This is a genomic window from Mycolicibacterium novocastrense (assembly GCF_001570485.1).
In the GTDB taxonomy this organism is placed as follows: domain Bacteria; phylum Actinomycetota; class Actinomycetes; order Mycobacteriales; family Mycobacteriaceae; genus Mycobacterium; species Mycobacterium novocastrense.
In genome coordinates this window covers 58,891-77,772 of the sequence record NZ_BCTA01000072.1, presented here as the reverse complement: position 1 = coordinate 77,772, position 18,882 = coordinate 58,891, and the positions used below count along the sequence as shown (strand labels likewise).

Here is an 18,882-nt window from a genome sequence, read left to right as displayed (position 1 = left end):
GAACTCACCCCAGCCGAGTTCGCTCTACAGTGGACCACGACCCACCAACCCCAAGTCGCATAGCGACTGGACCACCAAACGGGTCCCCCTCAGTATCCCCCGGCACGATTCGCCAGTACATCGCGGACGGCAAGCTGCGGTGCGTCAAGATCGGACGATTGATCAAGATCGACGCCAGAGACTTAGTGGCCCTAATCCACACCATCGACAACTCTTGACCGCCAGCCTGCTGCTGACGCCAATTCACCACGCGGACTACATCAACGAGGACGAGTTAGCGGCACCGAAGGTCGGCAGGGGACAGGTCGAGGCGAGAACGGTAGTGCCGCTGAAGTGGAAGGCTTAGCCGCCTGCCTTGCTTCTCGAAGTAGGGCGAACGCCATTTGGCTCGGGCAGGATTTCCACAACCTTATCGCCGATGTTCACCGTGACTTCGCGCTGTGCAGGTGCCTTCTTCGCGCGTTCCTGTTTAGCGCCCGCAATCTGTTGCCGAACGGGACTCGGGTTCGCCATCTCGTGTGCGATTGCCTTATTAATGGACTCGGCGGCTTTTGAGCTCGGCCCCATTGCTCCGAGCTGTTTGAAGAACTCGCTCCTACTGTCCCTACCAATTTCATCGATTCCGGCTAGCTTGAGGAAATCAAATCCTTTGCCGGCCTCCGGGCCGAGTGCAAGTGATGCCAGAGGTCTAACAGGTGGCCGCGCAACATGGACGAACGTTTCGGCGCGCGAGTACTTCGGGTGTACTTCGTAGACACGTACGCGCAGTTTCTCGCCCGGCTCTTCGCCAATGACGTCGCCGGTTTCGGGATCAATGATCTGGTCTGCATCATCAGACATGACAGCGAACTCCATGCCCTCCGTCACTCGGTGTTCGGCACCGCGATTGATGATGAGCGTGTACTGATCCTCGACTCGGGCGACACTGCCTTCGATTGGTTTACGCGCTTCGGTCATCTTTGCCTGCCGTCTCTTCGTCTTCTAAAGCACCAAACTTCGGGTTGTTGCCTTCGCGGATTCTGGGTCTCCACTCGTCATCATCCTCGACAAACAGTGACTGCGCCGCCTGCGCCCCGGACTTCGAAATGGATTCCCACTGACGCGACGATTGTTGCGCGGTGCCCAGCGAAAGCTCGGTAGCCGTCTTCGCCCGCACCACTTCGATCAGTGCGTCCAAGCCCAGATTGTCTTCGAGGTGCTCGCGAGCTTCGCCGAGACGGTCATCGACGTACATTACGGACCGCTTGAGGTTCAAGGTGGTGTACATAGCGTTCTGGACGGCACTCATCAGCTGCTGATCTAAACCGCGTTTGCTATACCAGTGCTGTACGACTACGCCAATCGCAATCGAAAAGGCAGGGATTAGTGCGATAACGCATGTTTTCCCGAGCGCAGTATCGTCGCCGAATACCAGGCCTCCGATGATACTTGCAATCGTCGCGACGCCGAGCGCTACGAGAATAACTATCGTCGACCTATCGCCGTGCTCCTGCTGTTCCTCCGGTTTCGTGGCGGGACTAGGGGACGCTGTCGGTTGCATAGGAACGCTAGAGGGCGTCGGCTCAGATGGCGGGGATTCTGCAACTGCTGAACTGTCGGATGCGGGTTCCGCCGCATCGTCGTCCGGCACCGCATCGGAAGTGTCGGCGTCGTCGGTACCTGCCGTCTCGGACTGAGCCACGTGTCCATAATCTCACCGACGGGCGACACGTGACAGCAGCGCGGCGGCAGGCGGCACCGCGTTAGCGAACCGTCAGTTGGTCGGTTCGCACGCAACCCCATCGCCGTCGCGGTCAAGCTCGTAGATGTCGTCTCCGACGACATACACCGGGCCGGACACATACTCGGCACCGTTGCCGCTGCCGCCTGCAAAGTCGACATCACTAGCTCCGGCCGGAACGCAGGCACCCTCGTAGTTTGAGTCGCATTCTGAGCCCCTGTTGCTGCGGTACGGGAACGGCGTTGGCAACTGGACTAAAGGCGAGAGCTAACGCGAATACGATGGTCAGAGTCGCAACTTTCCCCACGCTGGCAAACGTTAGCTGCTTGTTGCTGTCGCGTGTCTCGTTTCGCCCAAGCCGCCCAACGTGACGCCCGGTGCCCGACCCTATCGACTCCCCACCCACGGCGGGACATCTTCTAACGGAGCACCGCCAGCTACATGCACGATTCGACATATGAGGCACAGCGCGAACCTTTCATCGCAGGTCAACGCATTTCGGCCCGCTGATAGCAGAGCAGGTATCAAGCCAGCAAACACCACGGTGTCTAACTACGCAGTTGAGGCCGAGAAGGAGTAGCCGTGGCTACCTATGCAGGGTATTGTCGCCGGTGCTGCGGCTTCACTGGCGTTTCGATCACGGGCCAGCTGGAGACCTGACGCAGTGACCGGACGTGGCCGCTCACCCGCCACGTCCATCAGTACTGAGCCGTGCGCCCGAACCCCCATGGCGTAGGTGAACTAAACGGGGCTTCCGTGTTCACTCGCGCCTTGATTAGGGGTACCTATGTCTCTCGATGACGACGCGGCCAGATTCGGCCGTCACTTTGAAGGCGGTTGGCAGCTGGGCCTGCTGGTCGCCCGCAATGTCAGCAAGCAAGCCAGGGCCGGTAGGCCGCCGAAATCCGAACCCGTTTCGCCGCGTTCGGCGTTCCAGGCCGAAAGGACAGACTGGACCTCACACCATAGGGCGTTGACGTCCACACCGTCGGCGGTGGTGTTGACGAGTACATCACCCTCGGTGTTTATACCGAGGCCCTCACCGTCGAACGGCGGCATGGCGAGATGTTGGTGCACGTCGGTCAGACCGGCCCCGGGCCGGGTGTATGTGGTCATTGAGTCACTCCCTACAAGATTCAACTGGAGAACCGTCTGAACCTTGCGGGCCGGGACTGAAAGGCAGTTGCAGCCCGCAAGGCAGCGGCGGTGCTGGCTGCGCCCGTCCCTAGATGGGACTTCGGCCAGTTGACCTGGGGAACTTACACGGCGACCCGACGCCCGTGAACGTCATTATGCCGCACCGTGATTCGGGTGCGGTAGGCGACCTTGGACGGTCCGCCGTCCGGCCAGCGCGGGGTATCGTGGGCTGCGGCGGGCATTGTCGCCCAACGTAACTCACGGAATGCAGAGGGAGCCCAATACTCGTGTCTAGAGCACCAACCATCCAATCCGTCACCAACGAAGTCGGCGACCCGTTCAAGCAGTATCTGGACGGCCGCGAAGCTGTGAGCTACCTGCACGCGTTGGGGTTTACGACCGCAACGGTGGAAACGGTGAAGTATCACGCGTACTACACCGGCAAGTTACCTAAACCCAAGATTGTCGGCCGACAGGCCTACTGGTCGCGAACCGACCTGGACCGGCTTGTCGAAAGCCTGTGATGCATACGCTTCCAGTGGCCGAGATCTTCGCGGTGCAGCTACACGACACCGGCAACCCGCAGTGCTTCGGCCGCGTGACGGTCCGCTGTCCCTACTGCGCCCAGCTGCACGGGCACCGGGTATTCGATAACGACCGTATCCAGTTCACCCGCACCGCACTGTGCACCGGCGATAATCCTGTGTTGCGCTACCGGGTGGACTTGGCCCTGCAGATAGCGGACCGCGCTGCGTCTCATTGGCACCCCTGTGGTCGCGCGACGAGTACGCCGACAGTTGTCGAGACCGACGTAGTGATCCGTAGCCAAGCCGGGATCTGATTCACGGTTCACTCCCCTAGATTCGCTCCGAACCTTGCTCGGACGATAGGGATCGCGATTGACAATAAACGCCCCGTCGAGGCGGTCGACCGTTAGACGGCTCGTGAATGCTTCCGGCCATGACGCTGCTAGTAACGCCGCGAAATTTAGCTAATCGTCGCCGACCTCGTCAGTCAGCGGCACAGCCCGATGCGTCCTTTCGTCTCCTGTCGCTGGCTCCTGCGCGTCCACCTGTTCGTCGGGACCATCGGCTCCGTTCAAAGTTTGAGCAAGCGTTTCCCTGGAATAGTCGTCAGTCTCAGCTAGTAGATTCCAGCCATTCCATATGAGTCCTGGCACTGACACTCTTGCGCTAGTGCGGGCAGCGGCAACACCTCGTGCATAGTCGACATCCACCCGCTTGCCTTCGACCAACGCCACTACTTCGTTGACTTGCACAAGGGCTCCGACGGTTCCTGTCACCCGCTCTACTAGATCGCTGGTTGCAACATCACCGCTTCCCGGTGAAGTGAAACGAACCGCGATGCCGTCAGAGTCACTGACACCGATGTCTGAAATAGTTAGCCCCGCTTCTTCGGCGCGAGCCGATAGCCTGGACAAAGACGGCGGCGAATCGACCGCGAATCTTTCTTCGGTCACGCGTTCGCTCGAAGACTTAGCTGGAACTCCAATCCATGCTTGATATCCGCCTCCCCTCAGCGACAATGACCCATTTTCGATTTGCCAAATAAAGGGATCGGCTTCCTGATCGGCACGCTGAGTCCTTCGAATGACACACCGGTTCGAAGATAGTCGACGAATTGCCGTTTGCATTAGATTCTGGAGTCTTGGTTGACTGCCAACGAGGTGAAGCCGTTCAAACGACTCAAGCGTAACGGCGTTGCCAATCTGCTCCCAGAAATCTATCAACGATTCTGGAACTATTTCTAACATCTGCCGAAGTAGATCTGCAGTCAAATTATCGCCGATCGAGGTAACTCCGCCCGGAAATTCGACTGCCGACGCTCCTCCGCTAATCCAGGCTGCCTCGAATAGATGAGTAAACTCCACGGAAGACGCAGGATCGAGCACGCTCTCAACCGCCTGAATCGCGTCCGCGGTTCTATCGCGATCCGAGTGCAATGCTCCATCAAAACCGGACTCAACACGCTGCGCAAGCGTTTCCGCTTCCGAGTCTTCTATGACACCTCTACCACCACGCATCACGAAAGACGACAACATCTTCCCAGTTCGGGGCGAATCGTCCAACAAGCCGATCGCCGGCACGCTCGCGACGAGACTCTTACGATCTCCGGCAGATCGGGAAAGGAGATCGAGCGATTGACGAAGCGGCTGATCGGCGTACGGCACAAACTCGCTGAGCTGCACAAAAATGGGGTGGCGGTCCGCTAGCCGGACGACGTCATCCGCAATCTCATCGGGGTACGAAGAAGCGCGCAGAAAAACGAAACGCTGAGGGCGGTTGGGCCAACGCATCACGAAGTCGGGAAGGTACGAGTGGTTAAAGTGTTCTGTGGCTAGCAATCGCATGTCGGCGTCAGCCTCTTGCAAAGTTTGGGCTGCGAGCTGTTTGATGCGGCTGACAGCCTCACCTGATTCGGTAATATCCGCGGCAGCCAGTATGTCACTATAGGTGGTCACCGCTCGATCTCCTTTGCATTATTGATGATATATTCTTCGATTACGCCGTGATGCTTTTGAGAAAGCGTCAAATGTTCGACTTGTCTCTCCGAAAGGATGAGCATCCAAATTCGGTCTGACACCGTTTCGCCAATCTGAGAATCATACAAATCGTCTGGGTTCTGCTCTGGCGTGAAGTTGACGTCGCGCAAATCCTTATGGATGACCGCGGCTCGCACTTTATCCGGACTGGCGATCTCCTCCCATAAGGTACCCCCGTGCGGCGCGAAAGCTATCCAGAAGAAGTGATCTGCCATGAAGTGACCGATCGACACCGCTCGGTAGCAGTGCGCAAGAAACGCTCGAAAATGCTTCGGTAGATCCTGCGATTTCTCGTAGTTCTTGCATTCGGCAAGAAACGTCTCTCCTTCGAAGTCCCCTTCTCGGAATTGGCCGCCAAGATCAAACGAGAACACATCTTGAACCGTTTCGTAGTGAGCCTTCTTTAGCGTCAGCTTCGTTTTTGCGACTCGGTCGGGATTTACCCAGTCCGCCCGGACTCTGGTGGTCCGATCGAGCCACCGCTTCGCAAGGAGTGCACCTACCCGCCCCTTGCTCTGTTCAGACTCACCCGCCACAGATGCTCCACCACGTCTGCGCGCTCATTCGCTGTAGGCTACGTCACCCCCTATTACTCACACGGCTTTCCCGGTCGTGTCCTCTTTGCCGGTGCAGCCAGGGCACGGCCTTGCCGGCCAAAGGTAACTCCCCGCCACGACAAGTCGGACCGATGAAGGCGCAACCGACAAGCTGTACGACTTCAGCCAGTCCGTAGGAAATGCGACGACCGGCGCTCACATCGACGTGGTAGCGCGCCCAGCCCTTGCGCGGCTTGAGTTCGACCAGCGCGGAACCCCGTGTACGCCCCTCCCAGGGCCGGCGCGACCAACCTTCGCATTCTGCCGCGCCGACCCGCGAAAGACCTGCGTGGGTACGCTTCACCCGCGGAGACCAGCTGCAGGTCTTCGCGAACCGTCCGTTCCGGTCACGCTCCTGACCCGACGACACCGTCACCAGCAGAGCGCTTCCGACAAACTAGGCGAGCAGCTGTCGGCTGACCGTGCTGATCCTGCGGTTCACGGTCAGCAGCAAGAAGCTGCCACTTCGCCGCCGCGTGCTGTCGCACCGCAGCACAAGTCGTCTTCGACGCCCGTGTCACGGCGCTGCGGGCTGCTGCCGAAGGTCTCGGAGTCAGCCAGGACGGTGTAGATCTCCCACTTCTCGTCGGCCGGGCCGGTGACCCAGACCTTGTCCTGTTTGGCGAAGGAACAGGTCGTGCCGATCTATTCGTCGGTGAACAGGCCCTCCCCCGTCAGCCGCGCCATTTCGGCATGGACCGTCTCGCTGGATTCCACCTCGACACCGAGGTGATTGATGGTGCCGCCCTTGCCGGGGTTTTCCAGCAGCACGACCTTGAGCGGCGGATCGGCGACGGCGAAGTTGGCGTATTCCTCTTTGAGCTTTGCGGGTGCCGTGTCGAACAGCTTCGAGTAGAACGTGACCGCCTCGTCGAGGTCATCGACGTTGAGTGCCAGTTGAACGCGGGACATGGTGACCTCCATAGCCGACTGTAAGCCGCTGTATCACAATGCTTTCAGCGCCGGTTAGCCGTCGACGCTATCTTTCTTGCCAGTTCGCCGACGCCCCCGACAGCGTCGCTGACCGCGTCACTGATCTTGTCGGTGTCGACTCGACGGTGCCGCTCAGCTGTTCAACTCGTTGGATAGCAGCCTGGTTCGATGCCGTCCAAACCAAGGCTCTTTCGATGCTGACGCCTCAGGACCGTTCGAGCATTCCTCTCGTAGACGTGATCGAAGATATAGGGAAACCCCTGATTCCTTCATGACTGCAGGCTCGTAGCGTGGCTAAGAGCGCGCGGGGGCGCGCACCGGCTTGTCGAAGATGTGGGAGCGCAACCCGCGCGGACGCGCCGCCCCGTGATCTGGCGCAAGGGGGTAATGACCGTGGAACTGATCATTCTCGTGTGGCTGGCCTGCGCCGGCGTCGGAGCCGTAATCACGAACGCCAAGGGTCGCGGGGTGATGGAGGGACTGCTTCTTGGCGGTTTGCTCGGAATTCTCGGCTTGATCATCGCCGCCTGCTTATCCCAGCGGGGACCAATGCAGAGCGTTCCGGCCGGGATGGTTGCGACCCGCTGTTATCGATGCAATGCGGTTCAGAATGTACCGGCTGGCCAGGCACAGTTCGAATGCTGGCAGTGCAAAATTGCGAACTCTACTCCCGGTTACGTCGCACCGCCGAAGGCATTGGAGCCGCGAAAGGTGCGCTGCTTCGATTGCGGCGAAGTGCAGCATGTGCCCGGTGATTCTGACGTCGTCCCCTGTCGAAAGTGCGGTGCTCGCATGAAGCTTCGCCCCAGGACGACGACATAGAGGAAGCCCCAACAGTGAGCCTTCGCCGGAGACTGCCATCGATTGCCGCAGCGGGCATGCTGGCCGTCGCGATGACTGCAGCCCCGTCCGCGCTGACGTGCGGGACTCCGGACCCGATCCGAAGCTGACGCCGAGCAGCAGCAGCTTTTTGAAGAGATGCAAGCCACTGGCATTGCACCTCGGAGCGGACGGGTCGAAGGGATGCTCGGCGCGGGGATGCTTCTGTGCCTGTACACCTGGTTCGGCAGTCTTTCGCCGGCGCACATGGAGGCGCTGCAGCGAGTGATCGCATATCGGGATTTCAACGAAATACAGGCCATCGCAGAGAGGGGAATCTCTGCTCGGACGGGTTCAACGGAACTGTCTTGCGGTTTCATGAGACAGCCACACCCAAACGGTGGGTTCGAATCCTGCCGGAGGCAAGCCTCAGACCTTGCTCTACCACTCGTGTGCAATATAAGTGCGGGCTCGCACGCCCGGCCTGACGGCTGCTGTTCTTGAACTTCCGGACATGGGCAGGGACCGGGGGGATCTGATCAGCGAACTCGACCGCTCATGAGCGGTAGGTGCCACGAACGCCTCGATCCGTGGCAGCAGGGTCCAGCAAACGCGAAATAGGGAAATTCCGGATTCCTTTGCTTCTCCTTTGGCATAGCGTCAACTCGCACGCGGCGTAAAGGGGCTTGACCGCGTTCGCATCTGGCTACACGACCATACGAGTCAAGATCGTCCAGGGGGAGATTATGCGCATTCCGATTGATGAGAGGCCTCATAAGTCGGCTGAGCTGGCGGGTAGTGATGAGTAGGCGCGGCTTGATGGTCGGTGCAGGGGTTCTCGGGCTAGCTCTATTCACGACTGGTGCTGCACTCGGCGGTGCAGCACTTGCAAATGCGGTTCCCGCTGCTTGCCACGCGGATAATCCGCAGTGCCAGATCGTTCCCGGTATGCAGGATGGCGTAGAAACACAGCCCTGCAATAACTGGACCCGCTATACCTTCGGATTCGACCCGAACGGCTTGTACTTGGCTTGTGTGTCGTTCGACGGAGGAAAGACCGGCAAGTGGTCAAGGTCCGCGACACTCGCCGGGGTCCGAACCATCGGTTCGCGCTGCTGCACTCCCGAGGTCTCATACTGCCCCACGGGATACGGCTCACTCGCGCAAGCACCAGATGGTCGCCCGCTGCTCTGTTCCGATGGATCTTGGGTAGCGCCCCCTGGCGGCAATATTGGCTAGCTAGCGCCTAGCGGTTCCAATGGGGTTGGCCCACAACAACACATCGCGAACAGAAAGGAATGAATGACAACCTTCAAGCTCGCCGCCATTTTGCTCGGAGGTCTTACTGCGGGAGCGGTCGTAGCGGGCCCCGCCGCTCTCGCTTCGGCCGACGACGCAGATTCGCGATTTCTCGATGGCCTCGCGTACCTGAGCAGTACAGGTTTTGACGTCGACGACTATGACCGAAACGAACTGATCGCAACTGGTCATATGGTCTGTGACATGTTCGAACAGGGCAAAGACTCTCCCATCGTCAGTGGGGCGGTAGTGGGAGACCTGAACATGTGGGGCGTTCGCAATCCGAGGTACAACGCCACTTGGATCGTCAAAGGTGCGACTGCCGCCTACTGTCCGGCGTATAGCGCTGAGACCGGGCGCATTTAGCAAGCACGTCCCGTTCGCTGGCGGGCGCCTATATGTAACCGCAAGCTTCCATTTCGTCAGATGCGCACGAGCAGAGGGATAAGAGTGGTGCCACCTAGTGGGCCAAAAAATTCACCGCGCCGCGGCGAGCCAACAAGTCGCGAATTAGTCGAAGGGGTGGGCGACGGCTTGGCGACAATCGGCCGATGGCTGGCCTTAGTCGCGGCCATCACGCTCGGTGTGTTTCTCGGCCTGCTGCTATACGTCGAATTCCTCAAGTCCGAGATTCGCGATGCGTTCTCGGATGCTTTCAACTCGACGCCGAGCTACTCGACACCGACAACGACTCCGGACGATTACCCGACGCTGACGACGGCCTATCCAATGCCGCCAGCGACGAGGGAATATCAACCCAGAACGCCATACCCAACGTCCTGGCCGACGCCGACCCCGTAACCCGGGGGTCGCCCCCGTGCGCCATCGCCCGGCTGTGCAGCCTGTTTGCGGGGATGACTCACGGTGGGTCAGCGGGGAGACAATTAACTCCCCGGACAACTGACGGCTCAGCCGTCGTCTCCGCCTCCACCCAGCTTGCCGAGGCCGCCGACGGTGCCGCTCACCGCGTCGCTGACCTTGTCGGTCACCGACTTGACGGTGCCGCTCACCGCGTCGGTGACCTTCTTCGGCGCGTCCTGGACCGTCGAGCGCAGCCCGCCCGTCGTGTTCTGGACCGTCGAGCGAAGATCACCCGGTGCGTTCGCGCCACCGGGGCCACCAGACGTGCGGCCGTTTCCGATCGTCGTCGGCCCACCCGGGTTCCCCGTGCCGGTGATGACGTTCAACCGCGGACGCGTCCGTGGTGCCGAATCGGCCGGCGGAAGGTTCAGATTCTCCGCGACATTCGCCACGGCGGCGGTGGTGTTCGACACGACCGGCGCCGGGGCCGCGAGCAGGTTGCCCGGAAGGGCCGGTGCGGGCGCAGGTGCCGCCGGCGTGGCAGGCGGCAGCGGCTTGCCCAACTCCTCGACCGGTTGTGTCGCCTCTTCGACCGCTTGCGAGGTCTGCGTCAGCACTTCATTCAATGCGACCATCTGCTGCGCAAGCTCTTTGACGGCCGGGCCGAAGACTCCGTTGAGCGCCTTTTCGATCTGGGGGTTCAACGGCCCGAGGGTGCTGCTGAGCGGAGCGCGCAGAGCGGTGCTCACCGGCGTGCGGTTGTTGGCGACGCCCAGGTTCGTGAGGGCTTCGCTGACCGGACCGTCGAGCGATTGTCCCCCCGGCGCGGTGCCCACCTGGGTCGTCGGCACCGTCGAGACACCGAACAAGGACGGGCCGGTGACCCCTGCTCCCGAAGTGCCTGCATTGACCGAGCCGAGCGAGTACACGACGGGCACGGGCCCCAGCGACGTCAACAGCAAGCCGACGGTGCTCCCACTGTTGTAAGCGATGCCGTCCGTTCCGACATAAGTTGTCGACGGAGTGCTCTGGCGCGTGTACGACGCCAGGATCGGCGGGCTCACCACCGCCCCTGCAGGAGTGATCACCGCCGGCATGGCGACGACTCCGAACGACGAGATGCCGTACGGCAGTTCCGCACCTTCGGCGGCGATCGGAACGGCGACCACAGTCTCGGATCCGAGGTTGGGCAGGCCCGCCGGCAGCGGAACTTTCGACAATGCATCAACCGGCCCGACGACCACGATCGGCGCCGCGGCCAGCAACCCGAGCGACCCGCCCAGCGCACGGTACGAACCTGATCCGGCGGGAATCCACGCGGTCAACGTCGGCGTGGAGACGACGTCGTCGAGCGGCGCGAGGGTGTCACCGACGAGCTTCTGCACCTCCGGAGGCGCATCCGAAAGCGAGACGCCGGCAACGGTGATCCGGTCGCTGATCCGGTTGACCAGACCGGCTGCGGTGTGGCTGGGCAGCTGGATGAACGTGCTGCCGAGACTGGTCTTGCCGCTGGCTGCAAACAGTGGCCAGTTGAAGGTCGTCACGAACTCGGTCTGTGTCGCCGTCAAGCCGATCACGTCGAGCACGTCTTCAACTGTCGGGACACCGGCGATCTGTCGGCCCACCCCCGGCGCCTGGTTGAGGGCGTTGAGCGCGTCGATGACGCTCTTGATGCTCGCGAGCGGCAACAACACGGTGTCGGCCACGGCCTCCACCTCGTCTCCGGCGCCCGGGCTCAGCGTTTCAGCGGTGGCGGCGATGACCATCACCGTGGCGTCCCCCGAGATGCCGGGCACGACGTCCAGGCCGGTCGCCGAGGACGAGGCCGCCAGTAGACCTTCGGTGGTGGTCAGATCTTTTTGCGTGGTGCGTGCGGTGAAGGTGGGCAGCCAGCCGCCCGACCATCCGGCAATCGGGTTCCAGAACGCCGCGGCGGCGCCGCCGAAGGCGCCCGCGAAGACCAGGGCGCTGTCCATGGCCCGCGCCCCGCCCGTGACGGCCTCGGTGTAGGGACCGGTGGATGCGGCAAGCGCGACATCCGCGTTGACAGGGGGTTTGGGTGCGGCGATGGCGACAGTCAGGGCCGTCGCCGCGACAGTGGCGGCGCCGGCGACGGCGAACTTCGAGGGGCGACCCATGTTCCGGTGGTTGCCAGTCATCTGACCAGTCCCTTCAAACCTACTTCACCGAACACCGCTATTGTCAAGATCGTTAATTCAGCCGGCCTACCCACTTCTTCGCGGCTTCAAACCCCTCGTGTGAAAGCTGCTTCGCGTCGGTGAAGACGGCCGGTGAGATCCGGTGTTAGCTGGCAAAACGCGACACCACCCCCGACACCTGCGTCCGCGATTCGACGACCGAACGTGGGTTGCGCGGATATCGTCACGATCATGATCGTCGGTCGCCGCGAGTTCATCTGCGGCGCAGGCTTGATCACAGCGGCCGCGTTGCTGTCCGCGTGCAGTGAGGGAAACCGAGCGGACGGCGAACATGTCGCGATCGTCGGCGCCGGATTCGCCGGACTCGCGGCCGCACGCCGACTGGCGGACGCCGGAGTACGCGTCACCGTGCTCGAAGCGCGCGACCGGATCGGCGGCCGCACCAGAACCGACGCTTCACTGGGCGTACCGGTCGACATCGGCGCGTCGTGGATCCATGGCACACAAGGGAATCCGATCACCGAACTGGCCGACGCCATCGGAGCCGGAACCGTCGACACCGACTTCGATGACTTCGCGTTGTTCGACAATGGCCGCGAGGTCGCTTCCGATGCCAGGGCAGGCCTGTTGACCGAGTCGGACAGGATCGCCGTCGGTCTCGACGAACTCAGCGCGAACGCCGCCGGCAGCGCCTCGGTCGCCGATGGGCTCGCCGAGGTCGCCGACATGAACGATCCACTGATCTCATGGATCGTGGCGTCCCAGATCACCGGCGAGTATGCCGCCGATCAATCCAGTTGTCGCTGCGGTGGTTTGGCAGCGACGGCGAGATGGACGGTCCTGATGTGCTGCTCCCTGGCGGCTACACACAACTGTCACAACACCTTGCCCGCGGCCTCGAGATTCGGCAGAACACCGTTGTCCGGCGAATCACCCACGACGACCGCGAGGTACACATCGACACCTCCGCCGGTCCGGTGACCGCCGACCGCGTCATCGTGACCGTACCTCTCGGCGTCCTCAAAGCCGATGCCATCGCATTCGATCCCCCACTGCCACAACCGAAACGCGACGCCATCGGTCGCCTGGGCTTCGGCCTGCTCAACAAGGTGGTGCTCGCGTTCGACCAACCGTTCTGGCCTCGCACACGTCCGATGATCGGACTCGTCGGCCCAGATCAACCCGTCAGCGACCTGGTCAACGGTCTGCTGCTGTCGGACAAGCCGATCCTGATCGGGTTGCGCTCGGGGCAAGCCGCATGGTCACGCGAGGCGCTGCCGGACGGGGATGCGGTCGCGCAGGTCATCAACGCACTGGATGCCCCCGAGCCGACGAGATCGATTGTCACCCGTTGGGGCACAGACCCCTACAGCCTCGGGTCGTACAGCTTCATCGCGGTCGGATCGAGTCCGGATGACATGAGCGCTCTCGGTGAGCCCGTCGGCGAACGACTCCTGTTCGCCGGAGAAGCCACGAATCCGGAGTTCTTCGGCACCGTCCACGGCGCCTATCTCAGCGGAATACGCGAAGCAGACCGGATTCTCGGTTAACCGCTTGATGCGCGATCGTCGCGGTGGCTCCGTTGTAGTTCGCGCTCGGCCTCCTCGAGTGCGCCGCGCGCGGACCGCAACCGCTCGAGAAGGTCATCAGTCTCGTGCTGAGCTCGGTCAACCGCCCGGGCTTCCTCCATCGACCCGCCTACGTCGCACTGGTATCGGAAGATCCCTTAGCCGGCTCAGACCGGCAGGCTTGTACCGGTTTCCTTCTCGGCGAACTCCCAGAGCCTTCTGGCGTCATCGTAATCGCAGGCGACCGCGCCCCGGCCGCTCAACGTCGGCGCACCCTTCAAGCCGTACCTGCTGTCGATGCCGACGTAGCTGCCGGGCGGAATCGGCTCGGTGATGCAGTACAGCGTCGGTGCCGCGCCCGCGTCGAGGTCGTTGGCGAGCACCCGGGCCGCCGCCTTGACCACTGCGTGGAATGCGGCCATCGCCGGCTTCTCGGAGACGTTCGACAGATTCGACGCCACCCAGCCGGGGTGTGTCAGGAAGCTGGTGATCGGTGAGCCGGCCTCCCGCAGCCGGCGGTCGAGTTCGAGGCCCCACAGCATCACGGCCAGCTTCGAGCGGGCGTACGCCGGGAACGCCGACCATTTGCTGGAGCGCAGGTGCGGGTCGTCGAAGTTGATGCTCGCCGATTTGTGCGCATCCGAGCCCACGTTGATGATCTTCGAGCGCACCCGCCCGAAGAGCAGGTTGGTCAACGCGAACGGTCCCAGGAAGTTGGTGCCGAGCGTCGTCTCGAAGCCGTCCACGGTTTGGCCTCGGTTCTGCGCGACGAGGCCCGCGTTGTTGATGAGGATGTCGACGTCACCCTCGAGCAGATCGGGGAAGGCGTGCACCGACGACTGATCGGCCAGGTCGAGTTTGATCACCGTCGTTGCGCCGCCCATCTCAGCGGCTCGTTGTGCGCCCAACTCGGGGTTGCGAACCGCCAGGATCACGTGCGCGCCGGCACCGACCAGCGCGCGCGCCGTCGCCAGACCGACTCCGTTGGTGGCCCCCGTGACGATGATCCGTTTTCCGCTCAGATTGCCGAGCCGGCTCGGCGACCAATTCGTAGCCACCGTGTGAGGTTAGGCGATGCGGCCGAGCCTCACCTTCGTTGACACCACGCATCGGCGCTGGTTGTCTTCTCGCCGATGAGCGACTCCGCCCGCGAGATCGAGAATCTCGTCTACGCCTACGCCGAGCGAATCGATTCCGGCGATTTCGACGGTGTCGGCGCACTGTTCACCCACGGTCGGATCCACGCCGTCGAGAACGGGCCACCGGACACGGTTTTCGAGGGCGCGACCCGGGTGCGGCAGATGTTCGAGATGGCGGTGCGTCTGTATGACGACGGCACTCCCAAGACCAAGCACTTCACCACGAATGTGACGGTTCACGTCGACGAGGACGCCGGAACGGGCCGCGGTAGCGCCTACTACTGCGTCACACAGGCCACACCCGATCTGCCACTGCAGGTCATCGTGACCGGCCGCTACCGCGACACCTTCCACCGCGTCGACGGCACATGGTGCTTCGACAGTCGCACCATGTTCGTCGACCAGGTCGGCGACACCAGCCACCACCTCAAGTTCTAGAGGCGGCCGAGCTTCACCACTTCCACGGCTTGTTCCAGTGCCCTGGCGGCGGGACACCGGGTATGTGGGCGATATGTCCGGGCGGCGGCGGCTTCGGCACGTGGATGTGCACCGGCGGGACCTTCGGAACGTGGACATGCACCGGGCCCGGCGGTTCCCACCACCAGTCGTCGTGGGCCATCGCCTGGCCCGCGCCCACACCGACGGACGCGAATGCAAAGGCGCCGGCCATCACGGCTGTGGTCGCGATCTTTTTCCTGACTGTCATCGTCATCGTGATTCCTCTCGGCTGTCTGCCCTCCGCCGCAACGGACGCTCGATAGTGCGTTCCAACGCGACCGGGCCCTCACGACTTCCCCGACGGTCCCATCCTGCCACTGCGGCGAGTGCGGCCGCCAATCGCCCTACGGCGCGAATTCGTTGACGACGTCAGCGACCCTGCGCACCTGGTCGACATCTGAACTGGTTGGAATCAGATGAATCTCGTCGGTGCCGATGTCGTGGAACCGGCGCAAGACGTCGAGCAGTTCTCGTTCAGTGCCCGCCCAGCCCGTCGCAGGCGCCATCGCATCGACCACGTCGGCGGGGATCCAGTTCATGTAGCGCCGCAGATGCCGGTGTACCTGCTCGCGCGGTTGGTCACCCTCGCCGATCGCGAACCAGAACGACGTGGCCAGGTGCGGTGCGGGCTTACCGGCGTCGGCCCAGGCGGCGCGGGCGACATCGAACAGCTCGTTCTGCCTGTCGACGTCCAGATCGAGCGTCGTACCCGCCAGCCCGTCGGCCCACTGTGCGGCGCTGCGCACCGTCTTGGGCCCGATCGTGCCGACCAGCAACCTCGGGCCGCCGGGCTGCACCGGCGTCGGGCCCACCGGCAGGACGGATTCGGTGACCTTCTCACCCGCCCAGACCCTGCGCATCACCGCGACGCGATCGGCCATCCCGCGCATGGTCTGCCCGGCCGGGTCCGCGCCGACCGCGCGGTAGTCCTCCTCCCTGCCGCCGACACCGAGACCGACCGTCAACCGGCCGCCGCAGAGCATGTCGCCGGTGGCCAGCGCCTTGGCCAGCATCACGGGGTCGTGCAGCTGCGGGACCACCACGGTGGTCACGAGGCGAACCCGCTCCGTCCATGCGGCGACCGCGCCGAGCAACGTCAGCGAGTGCGGGTTGTCGAACGCGATGCGCTCACCCCAGCACAGCGACGAGAAGGGCCCGCCGTCGATCACCCGAGCCCACCCCTGGAGCGTCTCGGCATCAAGGTCGGCTTCCATGACAGGCAGCGTCATCCCGATTTGCACGACGGCGATTCTGGCACGGCTGGCAGCATGGGGACATGGCGATCACCACCACGTCCGTCGCGCACATCCGGCTGACCGTGACCGACATCGAGCGGTCGCGCGAGTTCTACGAGGCCGTGTTCGGCTGGAGCGTGTTCATCGAACTTCCCGAGGGCGCCGACGCGGCAACCCGCCAGGCGCTCAGCTTCCTGTACGGCGGCGTCATCTACGACCTCGGTGGTGTGCTTGTGGGCTTGCGACCGGCGGCCATGAGCACCGACGCCTTCGACGAGAACCGCACGGGTCTCGACCACGTCGCGTTCCGGTTGACCAGCAAAGACGAACTCGACTCCGCGGAAAGCCATCTCGATTCTCTCGGCGTCGAGCATGAGCCGATCAAGGACATCGGGCCGATGTACATCCTCGAATTCCGCGATCCGGACAACATCGCGTTGGAGTTGACCGCCCCGAAGTGACGCCTCAGGTGAGCCTGCCGATGATGTCGGCCGCCGAACCCGGTGCGGCCGCGCGAAATCCGGTGCCCGCCCACACATTCACCCCGTGCGGATCGCCCGCCCGTACCGCCGCCGCCCGCAACGGGCTGGTCAGGTAGTGCACCTCGGGATATCCCAACGGCGCCTCGTCTTCGTGATCGTCGACGAACCGGTTCCGCAAGCCGCGCGCGTAACGACCCGAGAACGCCTTCGTCACAACGGTTTCGGTGAACTCACCATCCTGCAACGCCGCACGGTGCACGGCGCTGCTGCCCGCCTCGTCGGCGAGCAGGAACGCGGTGCCCAGTTGTGCGGCCACCGCGCCCACGTGCCGGACCCGCGCGACGTCCTCGGCGGTCATGAGACCTCCCGCCGCGACGACGGGCACGTCGACGTTGGCCATCACCGATGCCAGCAGGTCGTCCAGCGGGACCTCTGACGGCCGGGCGGTCGGGTCGAAGGTGCCGCGGTGACCTCCGGCGCCGGGGCCCTGCGCGGCCACCGCATCGACGCCGCGGGCGACCGCCTGCTGCGCTTCGGCGAGCGTGGTCACGGTGCCCACCGTGGTGATGCCGGCCGCGCGCAACCGCTGGATCTCGTGGGCGCTGGGCAGGCCGAAGGTGAACGACGCCACCGCGGGTCGCAGGTCGAGCAGGACGTCGATCTTGGCCGCCCAGGCGTCGTCGTCGAACCGGGGTTCCCCGAGTGTGGCGCCGTAGCGTTCGGCGTCGCGGGTGAGCGCCTGCGCATAACGCGCGATGGCCTCGGGGTCGGCCGCGCTGGGTTGCGATGCGAACAGGTTGGCGCCCACCGGACCGGTTGTCAGGCGCTGCGCCGCGGTGAGGCGTTCGCCGAACGCCTCGGCGGTCAGGTAACCGGCGGCGACGAAACCCAGGCCGCCCGCGTCGGTGCCGGCCGCGGCGAGTTCCGGGGTGGAGGGGCCACCGGCCATCGGGGCCACGATGACGGGATGTTCGAGGTCTGAGAAGTCGAACGGCACGGGTCCATCGTGCATCGTTGTCGGGTCGCCACCGCGGTGGTTGACTGAATCGGTATGGCCATCACGTTCAACCACACCATCGTGGCCACCAAGGACCGCGAGGAGTCGGCCCGGTTCTTCACCGAGTTGTTCGGGTTGCCCCCTGCCCGGGAGTTCGGCCATTTTCTGGTCGTGGACCTGGCGCACGACGCCAGCCTCGATTACGCCCAAGTCGGCCCGGATGAGGAGATCCGCCCGCAGCACTACGCATTCCTGGTGTCCGACGACGAGTTCTCTGAGATCTATGACCGCATCGTGGCGCGAGGTCTGCAGCACTGGGCGGACCCGCGCGGCATGCGCCCCGGCGAGATCAACCACAACGACGGCGGTCGCGGAGTCTACTTCCGGGATCCGTCGGGCCACTACCTCGAGATCATCACCCGCCCCTACGGATCCGGCGCGGACTGACCCGCGTCATCAGTTGAGCGAGTGGCCGCGCTTGGTCTCCTGATCGCGGTAGTCGTCGGCGAGCTTGCGGACGTGCTTGGGCAGCGCATCGGCGGCCACGTCGGCGACGCTGGTCTGTTCGAGCACCGATCGCATGCTCGCGCGCAGCGCACGCCAGACGTCGGTCAGCGGCGTCGTCGGGCCCGTATAGGGCAGGTCCCCCAGACCGATGTCACGGACGCTGGCAAGGGGTCCGTCGATGCAGCGCAACACGTCGGCGATGCTGATGTCCTTCGCCGGGCGGGCCAACTCGTAGCCGCCCTCGCGGCCGCGGTGGCTGCGCACGAGGCGGTCGGTGCGTAGCGCAGACAGGATGTCGACGAGGAACTGCGGCGGAATGCCCTGTGCTTTGGCGAGGTCGTCGGTGGTGACGAGGACGCCGTCGGCGGCGGTGGCCAGTTGCACCATCGCGCGGACGGCGTACTCCGCTTTGGCCGACATGCGCATGGA

Annotated in this window: 21 protein-coding genes and 3 pseudogenes; 11 read left to right on the top strand and 13 right to left on the bottom strand. The window is 63.3% G+C overall.

The features are described 5' to 3' along the window. Positions 1 to 29 precede the first annotated feature (29 nt). Together RMCN_RS32130 and RMCN_RS31905 are read left to right on the top strand one after the other, a co-directional pair. Positions 30 to 218 carry a helix-turn-helix domain-containing protein gene (locus RMCN_RS32130; RefSeq protein ID WP_263987665.1) on the top strand — a complete coding sequence of 63 codons (189 nt, stop codon included), beginning with the start codon at positions 30 to 32 and terminating at the stop codon, positions 216 to 218. Further along, a complete protein-coding gene (locus tag RMCN_RS31905; RefSeq protein ID WP_263987666.1) occupies positions 215 to 346 on the top strand; it encodes a hypothetical protein in 132 nt (43 codons plus the stop codon). The genes RMCN_RS32130 and RMCN_RS31905 overlap by 4 nt, the downstream gene beginning before the upstream one ends. Here RMCN_RS31905 and RMCN_RS24490 read toward each other — a convergent pair. The 4 genes from RMCN_RS24490 to RMCN_RS24475 all read right to left on the bottom strand — a co-directional run bounded on the left by RMCN_RS24490 (position 343) and on the right by RMCN_RS24475 (position 2,836). Then, positions 343 to 957 carry an MreC domain-containing protein gene (locus RMCN_RS24490; RefSeq protein ID WP_067394769.1) on the bottom strand — a complete coding sequence of 205 codons (615 nt, stop codon included), beginning with the start codon at positions 955 to 957 and terminating at the stop codon, positions 343 to 345. The genes RMCN_RS31905 and RMCN_RS24490 overlap by 4 nt on opposite strands. After that, positions 941 to 1,681 carry a hypothetical protein gene (locus tag RMCN_RS24485; RefSeq protein WP_131808601.1) on the bottom strand — a complete coding sequence of 247 codons (741 nt, stop codon included), beginning with the start codon at positions 1,679 to 1,681 and terminating at the stop codon, positions 941 to 943. Before RMCN_RS24485 ends, RMCN_RS24490 begins: the two co-directional genes overlap by 17 nt. A 72-nt stretch (positions 1,682 to 1,753) precedes the next feature. After that, positions 1,754 to 1,828 (bottom strand): excalibur calcium-binding domain-containing protein, encoded by a 75-nt coding sequence (locus tag RMCN_RS32125; RefSeq protein ID WP_305802314.1) that lies wholly within the window; start codon positions 1,826 to 1,828, stop codon positions 1,754 to 1,756. Positions 1,829 to 2,542: 714 nt separating this feature from the next. Beyond that, entirely contained in the window at positions 2,543 to 2,836 is a 294-nt protein-coding gene (locus tag RMCN_RS24475; protein ID WP_067394763.1) for a hypothetical protein, read from the bottom strand. 308 nt (positions 2,837 to 3,144) lie between these two features. On the opposite strand from RMCN_RS24475, the gene RMCN_RS24470 reads away from it, so the two are divergent. Continuing rightward, positions 3,145 to 3,381 (top strand): DNA-binding protein, encoded by a 237-nt coding sequence (locus RMCN_RS24470; RefSeq protein WP_234787772.1) that lies wholly within the window; start codon positions 3,145 to 3,147, stop codon positions 3,379 to 3,381. A gap of 14 nt (positions 3,382 to 3,395) precedes the next feature. Beyond that, positions 3,396 to 3,698 (top strand): hypothetical protein, encoded by a 303-nt coding sequence (locus RMCN_RS24465; protein ID WP_067394760.1) that lies wholly within the window; start codon positions 3,396 to 3,398, stop codon positions 3,696 to 3,698. A gap of 150 nt (positions 3,699 to 3,848) precedes the next feature. Here the strand turns inward: RMCN_RS24465 and RMCN_RS30880 are convergent, their stop codons facing one another. The 3 genes and pseudogenes from RMCN_RS30880 to RMCN_RS24455 form a co-directional block, all read right to left on the bottom strand. Then, positions 3,849 to 5,339, bottom strand: coding sequence for a hypothetical protein (locus RMCN_RS30880; RefSeq protein ID WP_131808600.1), 1,491 nt, complete (start codon positions 5,337 to 5,339; stop codon positions 3,849 to 3,851). Next, complete coding sequence (locus RMCN_RS24460) at positions 5,336 to 5,956, bottom strand: hypothetical protein (protein WP_067394757.1); 621 nt, start codon at positions 5,954 to 5,956, stop codon at positions 5,336 to 5,338. Before RMCN_RS24460 ends, RMCN_RS30880 begins: the two co-directional genes overlap by 4 nt. A gap of 504 nt (positions 5,957 to 6,460) precedes the next feature. Continuing rightward, positions 6,461 to 6,928: pseudogene (locus RMCN_RS24455) on the bottom strand (ArsI/CadI family heavy metal resistance metalloenzyme). Positions 6,929 to 9,070: 2,142 nt separating this feature from the next. Here RMCN_RS24455 and RMCN_RS24450 point away from each other — a divergent pair. Together RMCN_RS24450 and RMCN_RS24445 are read left to right on the top strand one after the other, a co-directional pair. After that, on the top strand, positions 9,071 to 9,433 hold the full coding sequence (locus RMCN_RS24450) for a DUF732 domain-containing protein (RefSeq protein ID WP_067394754.1): 363 nt from the start codon (positions 9,071 to 9,073) through the stop codon (positions 9,431 to 9,433). A gap of 156 nt (positions 9,434 to 9,589) precedes the next feature. Beyond that, positions 9,590 to 9,868 carry a hypothetical protein gene (locus RMCN_RS24445; protein ID WP_067394751.1) on the top strand — a complete coding sequence of 93 codons (279 nt, stop codon included), beginning with the start codon at positions 9,590 to 9,592 and terminating at the stop codon, positions 9,866 to 9,868. A gap of 107 nt (positions 9,869 to 9,975) precedes the next feature. Here RMCN_RS24445 and RMCN_RS24440 read toward each other — a convergent pair whose 3' ends face one another. Beyond that, positions 9,976 to 12,027 carry a hypothetical protein gene (locus tag RMCN_RS24440; protein ID WP_067394748.1) on the bottom strand — a complete coding sequence of 684 codons (2,052 nt, stop codon included), beginning with the start codon at positions 12,025 to 12,027 and terminating at the stop codon, positions 9,976 to 9,978. 231 nt (positions 12,028 to 12,258) lie between these two features. On the opposite strand from RMCN_RS24440, the pseudogene RMCN_RS31900 reads away from it, so the two are divergent. Both RMCN_RS31900 and RMCN_RS31615 read left to right on the top strand, forming a co-directional pair. Next, positions 12,259 to 12,579 (top strand): annotated as a pseudogene (locus RMCN_RS31900) (FAD-dependent oxidoreductase); the annotation flags it as partial. 170 nt (positions 12,580 to 12,749) lie between these two features. After that, positions 12,750 to 13,577 (top strand): annotated as a pseudogene (locus RMCN_RS31615) (flavin monoamine oxidase family protein); the annotation flags it as partial. Positions 13,578 to 13,762: 185 nt separating this feature from the next. Here RMCN_RS31615 and RMCN_RS24420 read toward each other — a convergent pair. After that, complete coding sequence (locus RMCN_RS24420) at positions 13,763 to 14,653, bottom strand: SDR family NAD(P)-dependent oxidoreductase (RefSeq protein WP_067394745.1); 891 nt, start codon at positions 14,651 to 14,653, stop codon at positions 13,763 to 13,765. A 75-nt stretch (positions 14,654 to 14,728) separates the two neighbouring features. Here RMCN_RS24420 and RMCN_RS24415 point away from each other — a divergent pair, with 75 nt between their 5' ends. After that, on the top strand, positions 14,729 to 15,172 hold the full coding sequence (locus RMCN_RS24415; RefSeq protein WP_067394743.1) for a nuclear transport factor 2 family protein: 444 nt from the start codon (positions 14,729 to 14,731) through the stop codon (positions 15,170 to 15,172). A 13-nt stretch (positions 15,173 to 15,185) separates the two neighbouring features. Here RMCN_RS24415 and RMCN_RS24410 read toward each other — a convergent pair whose 3' ends face one another. Both RMCN_RS24410 and RMCN_RS24405 read right to left on the bottom strand, forming a co-directional pair. After that, positions 15,186 to 15,440 carry a hypothetical protein gene (locus RMCN_RS24410; protein WP_064347169.1) on the bottom strand — a complete coding sequence of 85 codons (255 nt, stop codon included), beginning with the start codon at positions 15,438 to 15,440 and terminating at the stop codon, positions 15,186 to 15,188. 136 nt (positions 15,441 to 15,576) lie between these two features. Then, positions 15,577 to 16,461, bottom strand: coding sequence for an LLM class flavin-dependent oxidoreductase (locus RMCN_RS24405; protein ID WP_067394739.1), 885 nt, complete (start codon positions 16,459 to 16,461; stop codon positions 15,577 to 15,579). Between the two features lie 47 nt (positions 16,462 to 16,508). On the opposite strand from RMCN_RS24405, the gene RMCN_RS24400 reads away from it, so the two are divergent. After that, positions 16,509 to 16,928: a VOC family protein gene (locus tag RMCN_RS24400; RefSeq protein ID WP_064413564.1), complete on the top strand. Its 420-nt coding sequence runs from the start codon at positions 16,509 to 16,511 to the stop codon at positions 16,926 to 16,928. A 4-nt stretch (positions 16,929 to 16,932) separates the two neighbouring features. On the opposite strand, the gene RMCN_RS24395 is transcribed toward RMCN_RS24400, so the two are convergent. Then, positions 16,933 to 17,946 carry a nitronate monooxygenase gene (locus tag RMCN_RS24395; protein WP_165604477.1) on the bottom strand — a complete coding sequence of 338 codons (1,014 nt, stop codon included), beginning with the start codon at positions 17,944 to 17,946 and terminating at the stop codon, positions 16,933 to 16,935. A gap of 54 nt (positions 17,947 to 18,000) precedes the next feature. Between RMCN_RS24395 and RMCN_RS24390 the strand changes: the two genes are divergently transcribed. Then, positions 18,001 to 18,393, top strand: a complete 393-nt coding sequence (locus RMCN_RS24390; RefSeq protein WP_067394733.1) for a VOC family protein — start codon at positions 18,001 to 18,003, stop codon at positions 18,391 to 18,393. Between the two features lie 9 nt (positions 18,394 to 18,402). Here RMCN_RS24390 and RMCN_RS24385 read toward each other — a convergent pair whose 3' ends face one another. Continuing rightward, complete coding sequence (locus RMCN_RS24385) at positions 18,403 to 18,879, bottom strand: Rrf2 family transcriptional regulator (protein WP_067394730.1); 477 nt, start codon at positions 18,877 to 18,879, stop codon at positions 18,403 to 18,405. Between the last annotated feature and the right edge of the window lie 3 nt (positions 18,880 to 18,882).

Coding starts and splice junctions, on each gene's coding strand:
- RMCN_RS24490 (WP_067394769.1), bottom strand. CDS start 957: ATGACCGAAGCGCGTAAACCAATCGAAGGCAGTGTCGCCCGAGTCGAG.
- RMCN_RS24475 (WP_067394763.1), bottom strand. CDS start 2,836: ATGACCACATACACCCGGCCCGGGGCCGGTCTGACCGACGTGCACCAA.
- RMCN_RS24450 (WP_067394754.1), top strand. CDS start 9,071: ATGACAACCTTCAAGCTCGCCGCCATTTTGCTCGGAGGTCTTACTGCG.
- RMCN_RS24440 (WP_067394748.1), bottom strand. CDS start 12,027: ATGACTGGCAACCACCGGAACATGGGTCGCCCCTCGAAGTTCGCCGTC.
- RMCN_RS24415 (WP_067394743.1), top strand. CDS start 14,729: ATGAGCGACTCCGCCCGCGAGATCGAGAATCTCGTCTACGCCTACGCC.
- RMCN_RS24410 (WP_064347169.1), bottom strand. CDS start 15,440: ATGACAGTCAGGAAAAAGATCGCGACCACAGCCGTGATGGCCGGCGCC.
- RMCN_RS24405 (WP_067394739.1), bottom strand. CDS start 16,461: ATGACGCTGCCTGTCATGGAAGCCGACCTTGATGCCGAGACGCTCCAG.
- RMCN_RS24400 (WP_064413564.1), top strand. CDS start 16,509: ATGGCGATCACCACCACGTCCGTCGCGCACATCCGGCTGACCGTGACC.
- RMCN_RS24390 (WP_067394733.1), top strand. CDS start 18,001: ATGGCCATCACGTTCAACCACACCATCGTGGCCACCAAGGACCGCGAG.
- RMCN_RS24385 (WP_067394730.1), bottom strand. CDS start 18,879: ATGCGCATGTCGGCCAAAGCGGAGTACGCCGTCCGCGCGATGGTGCAA.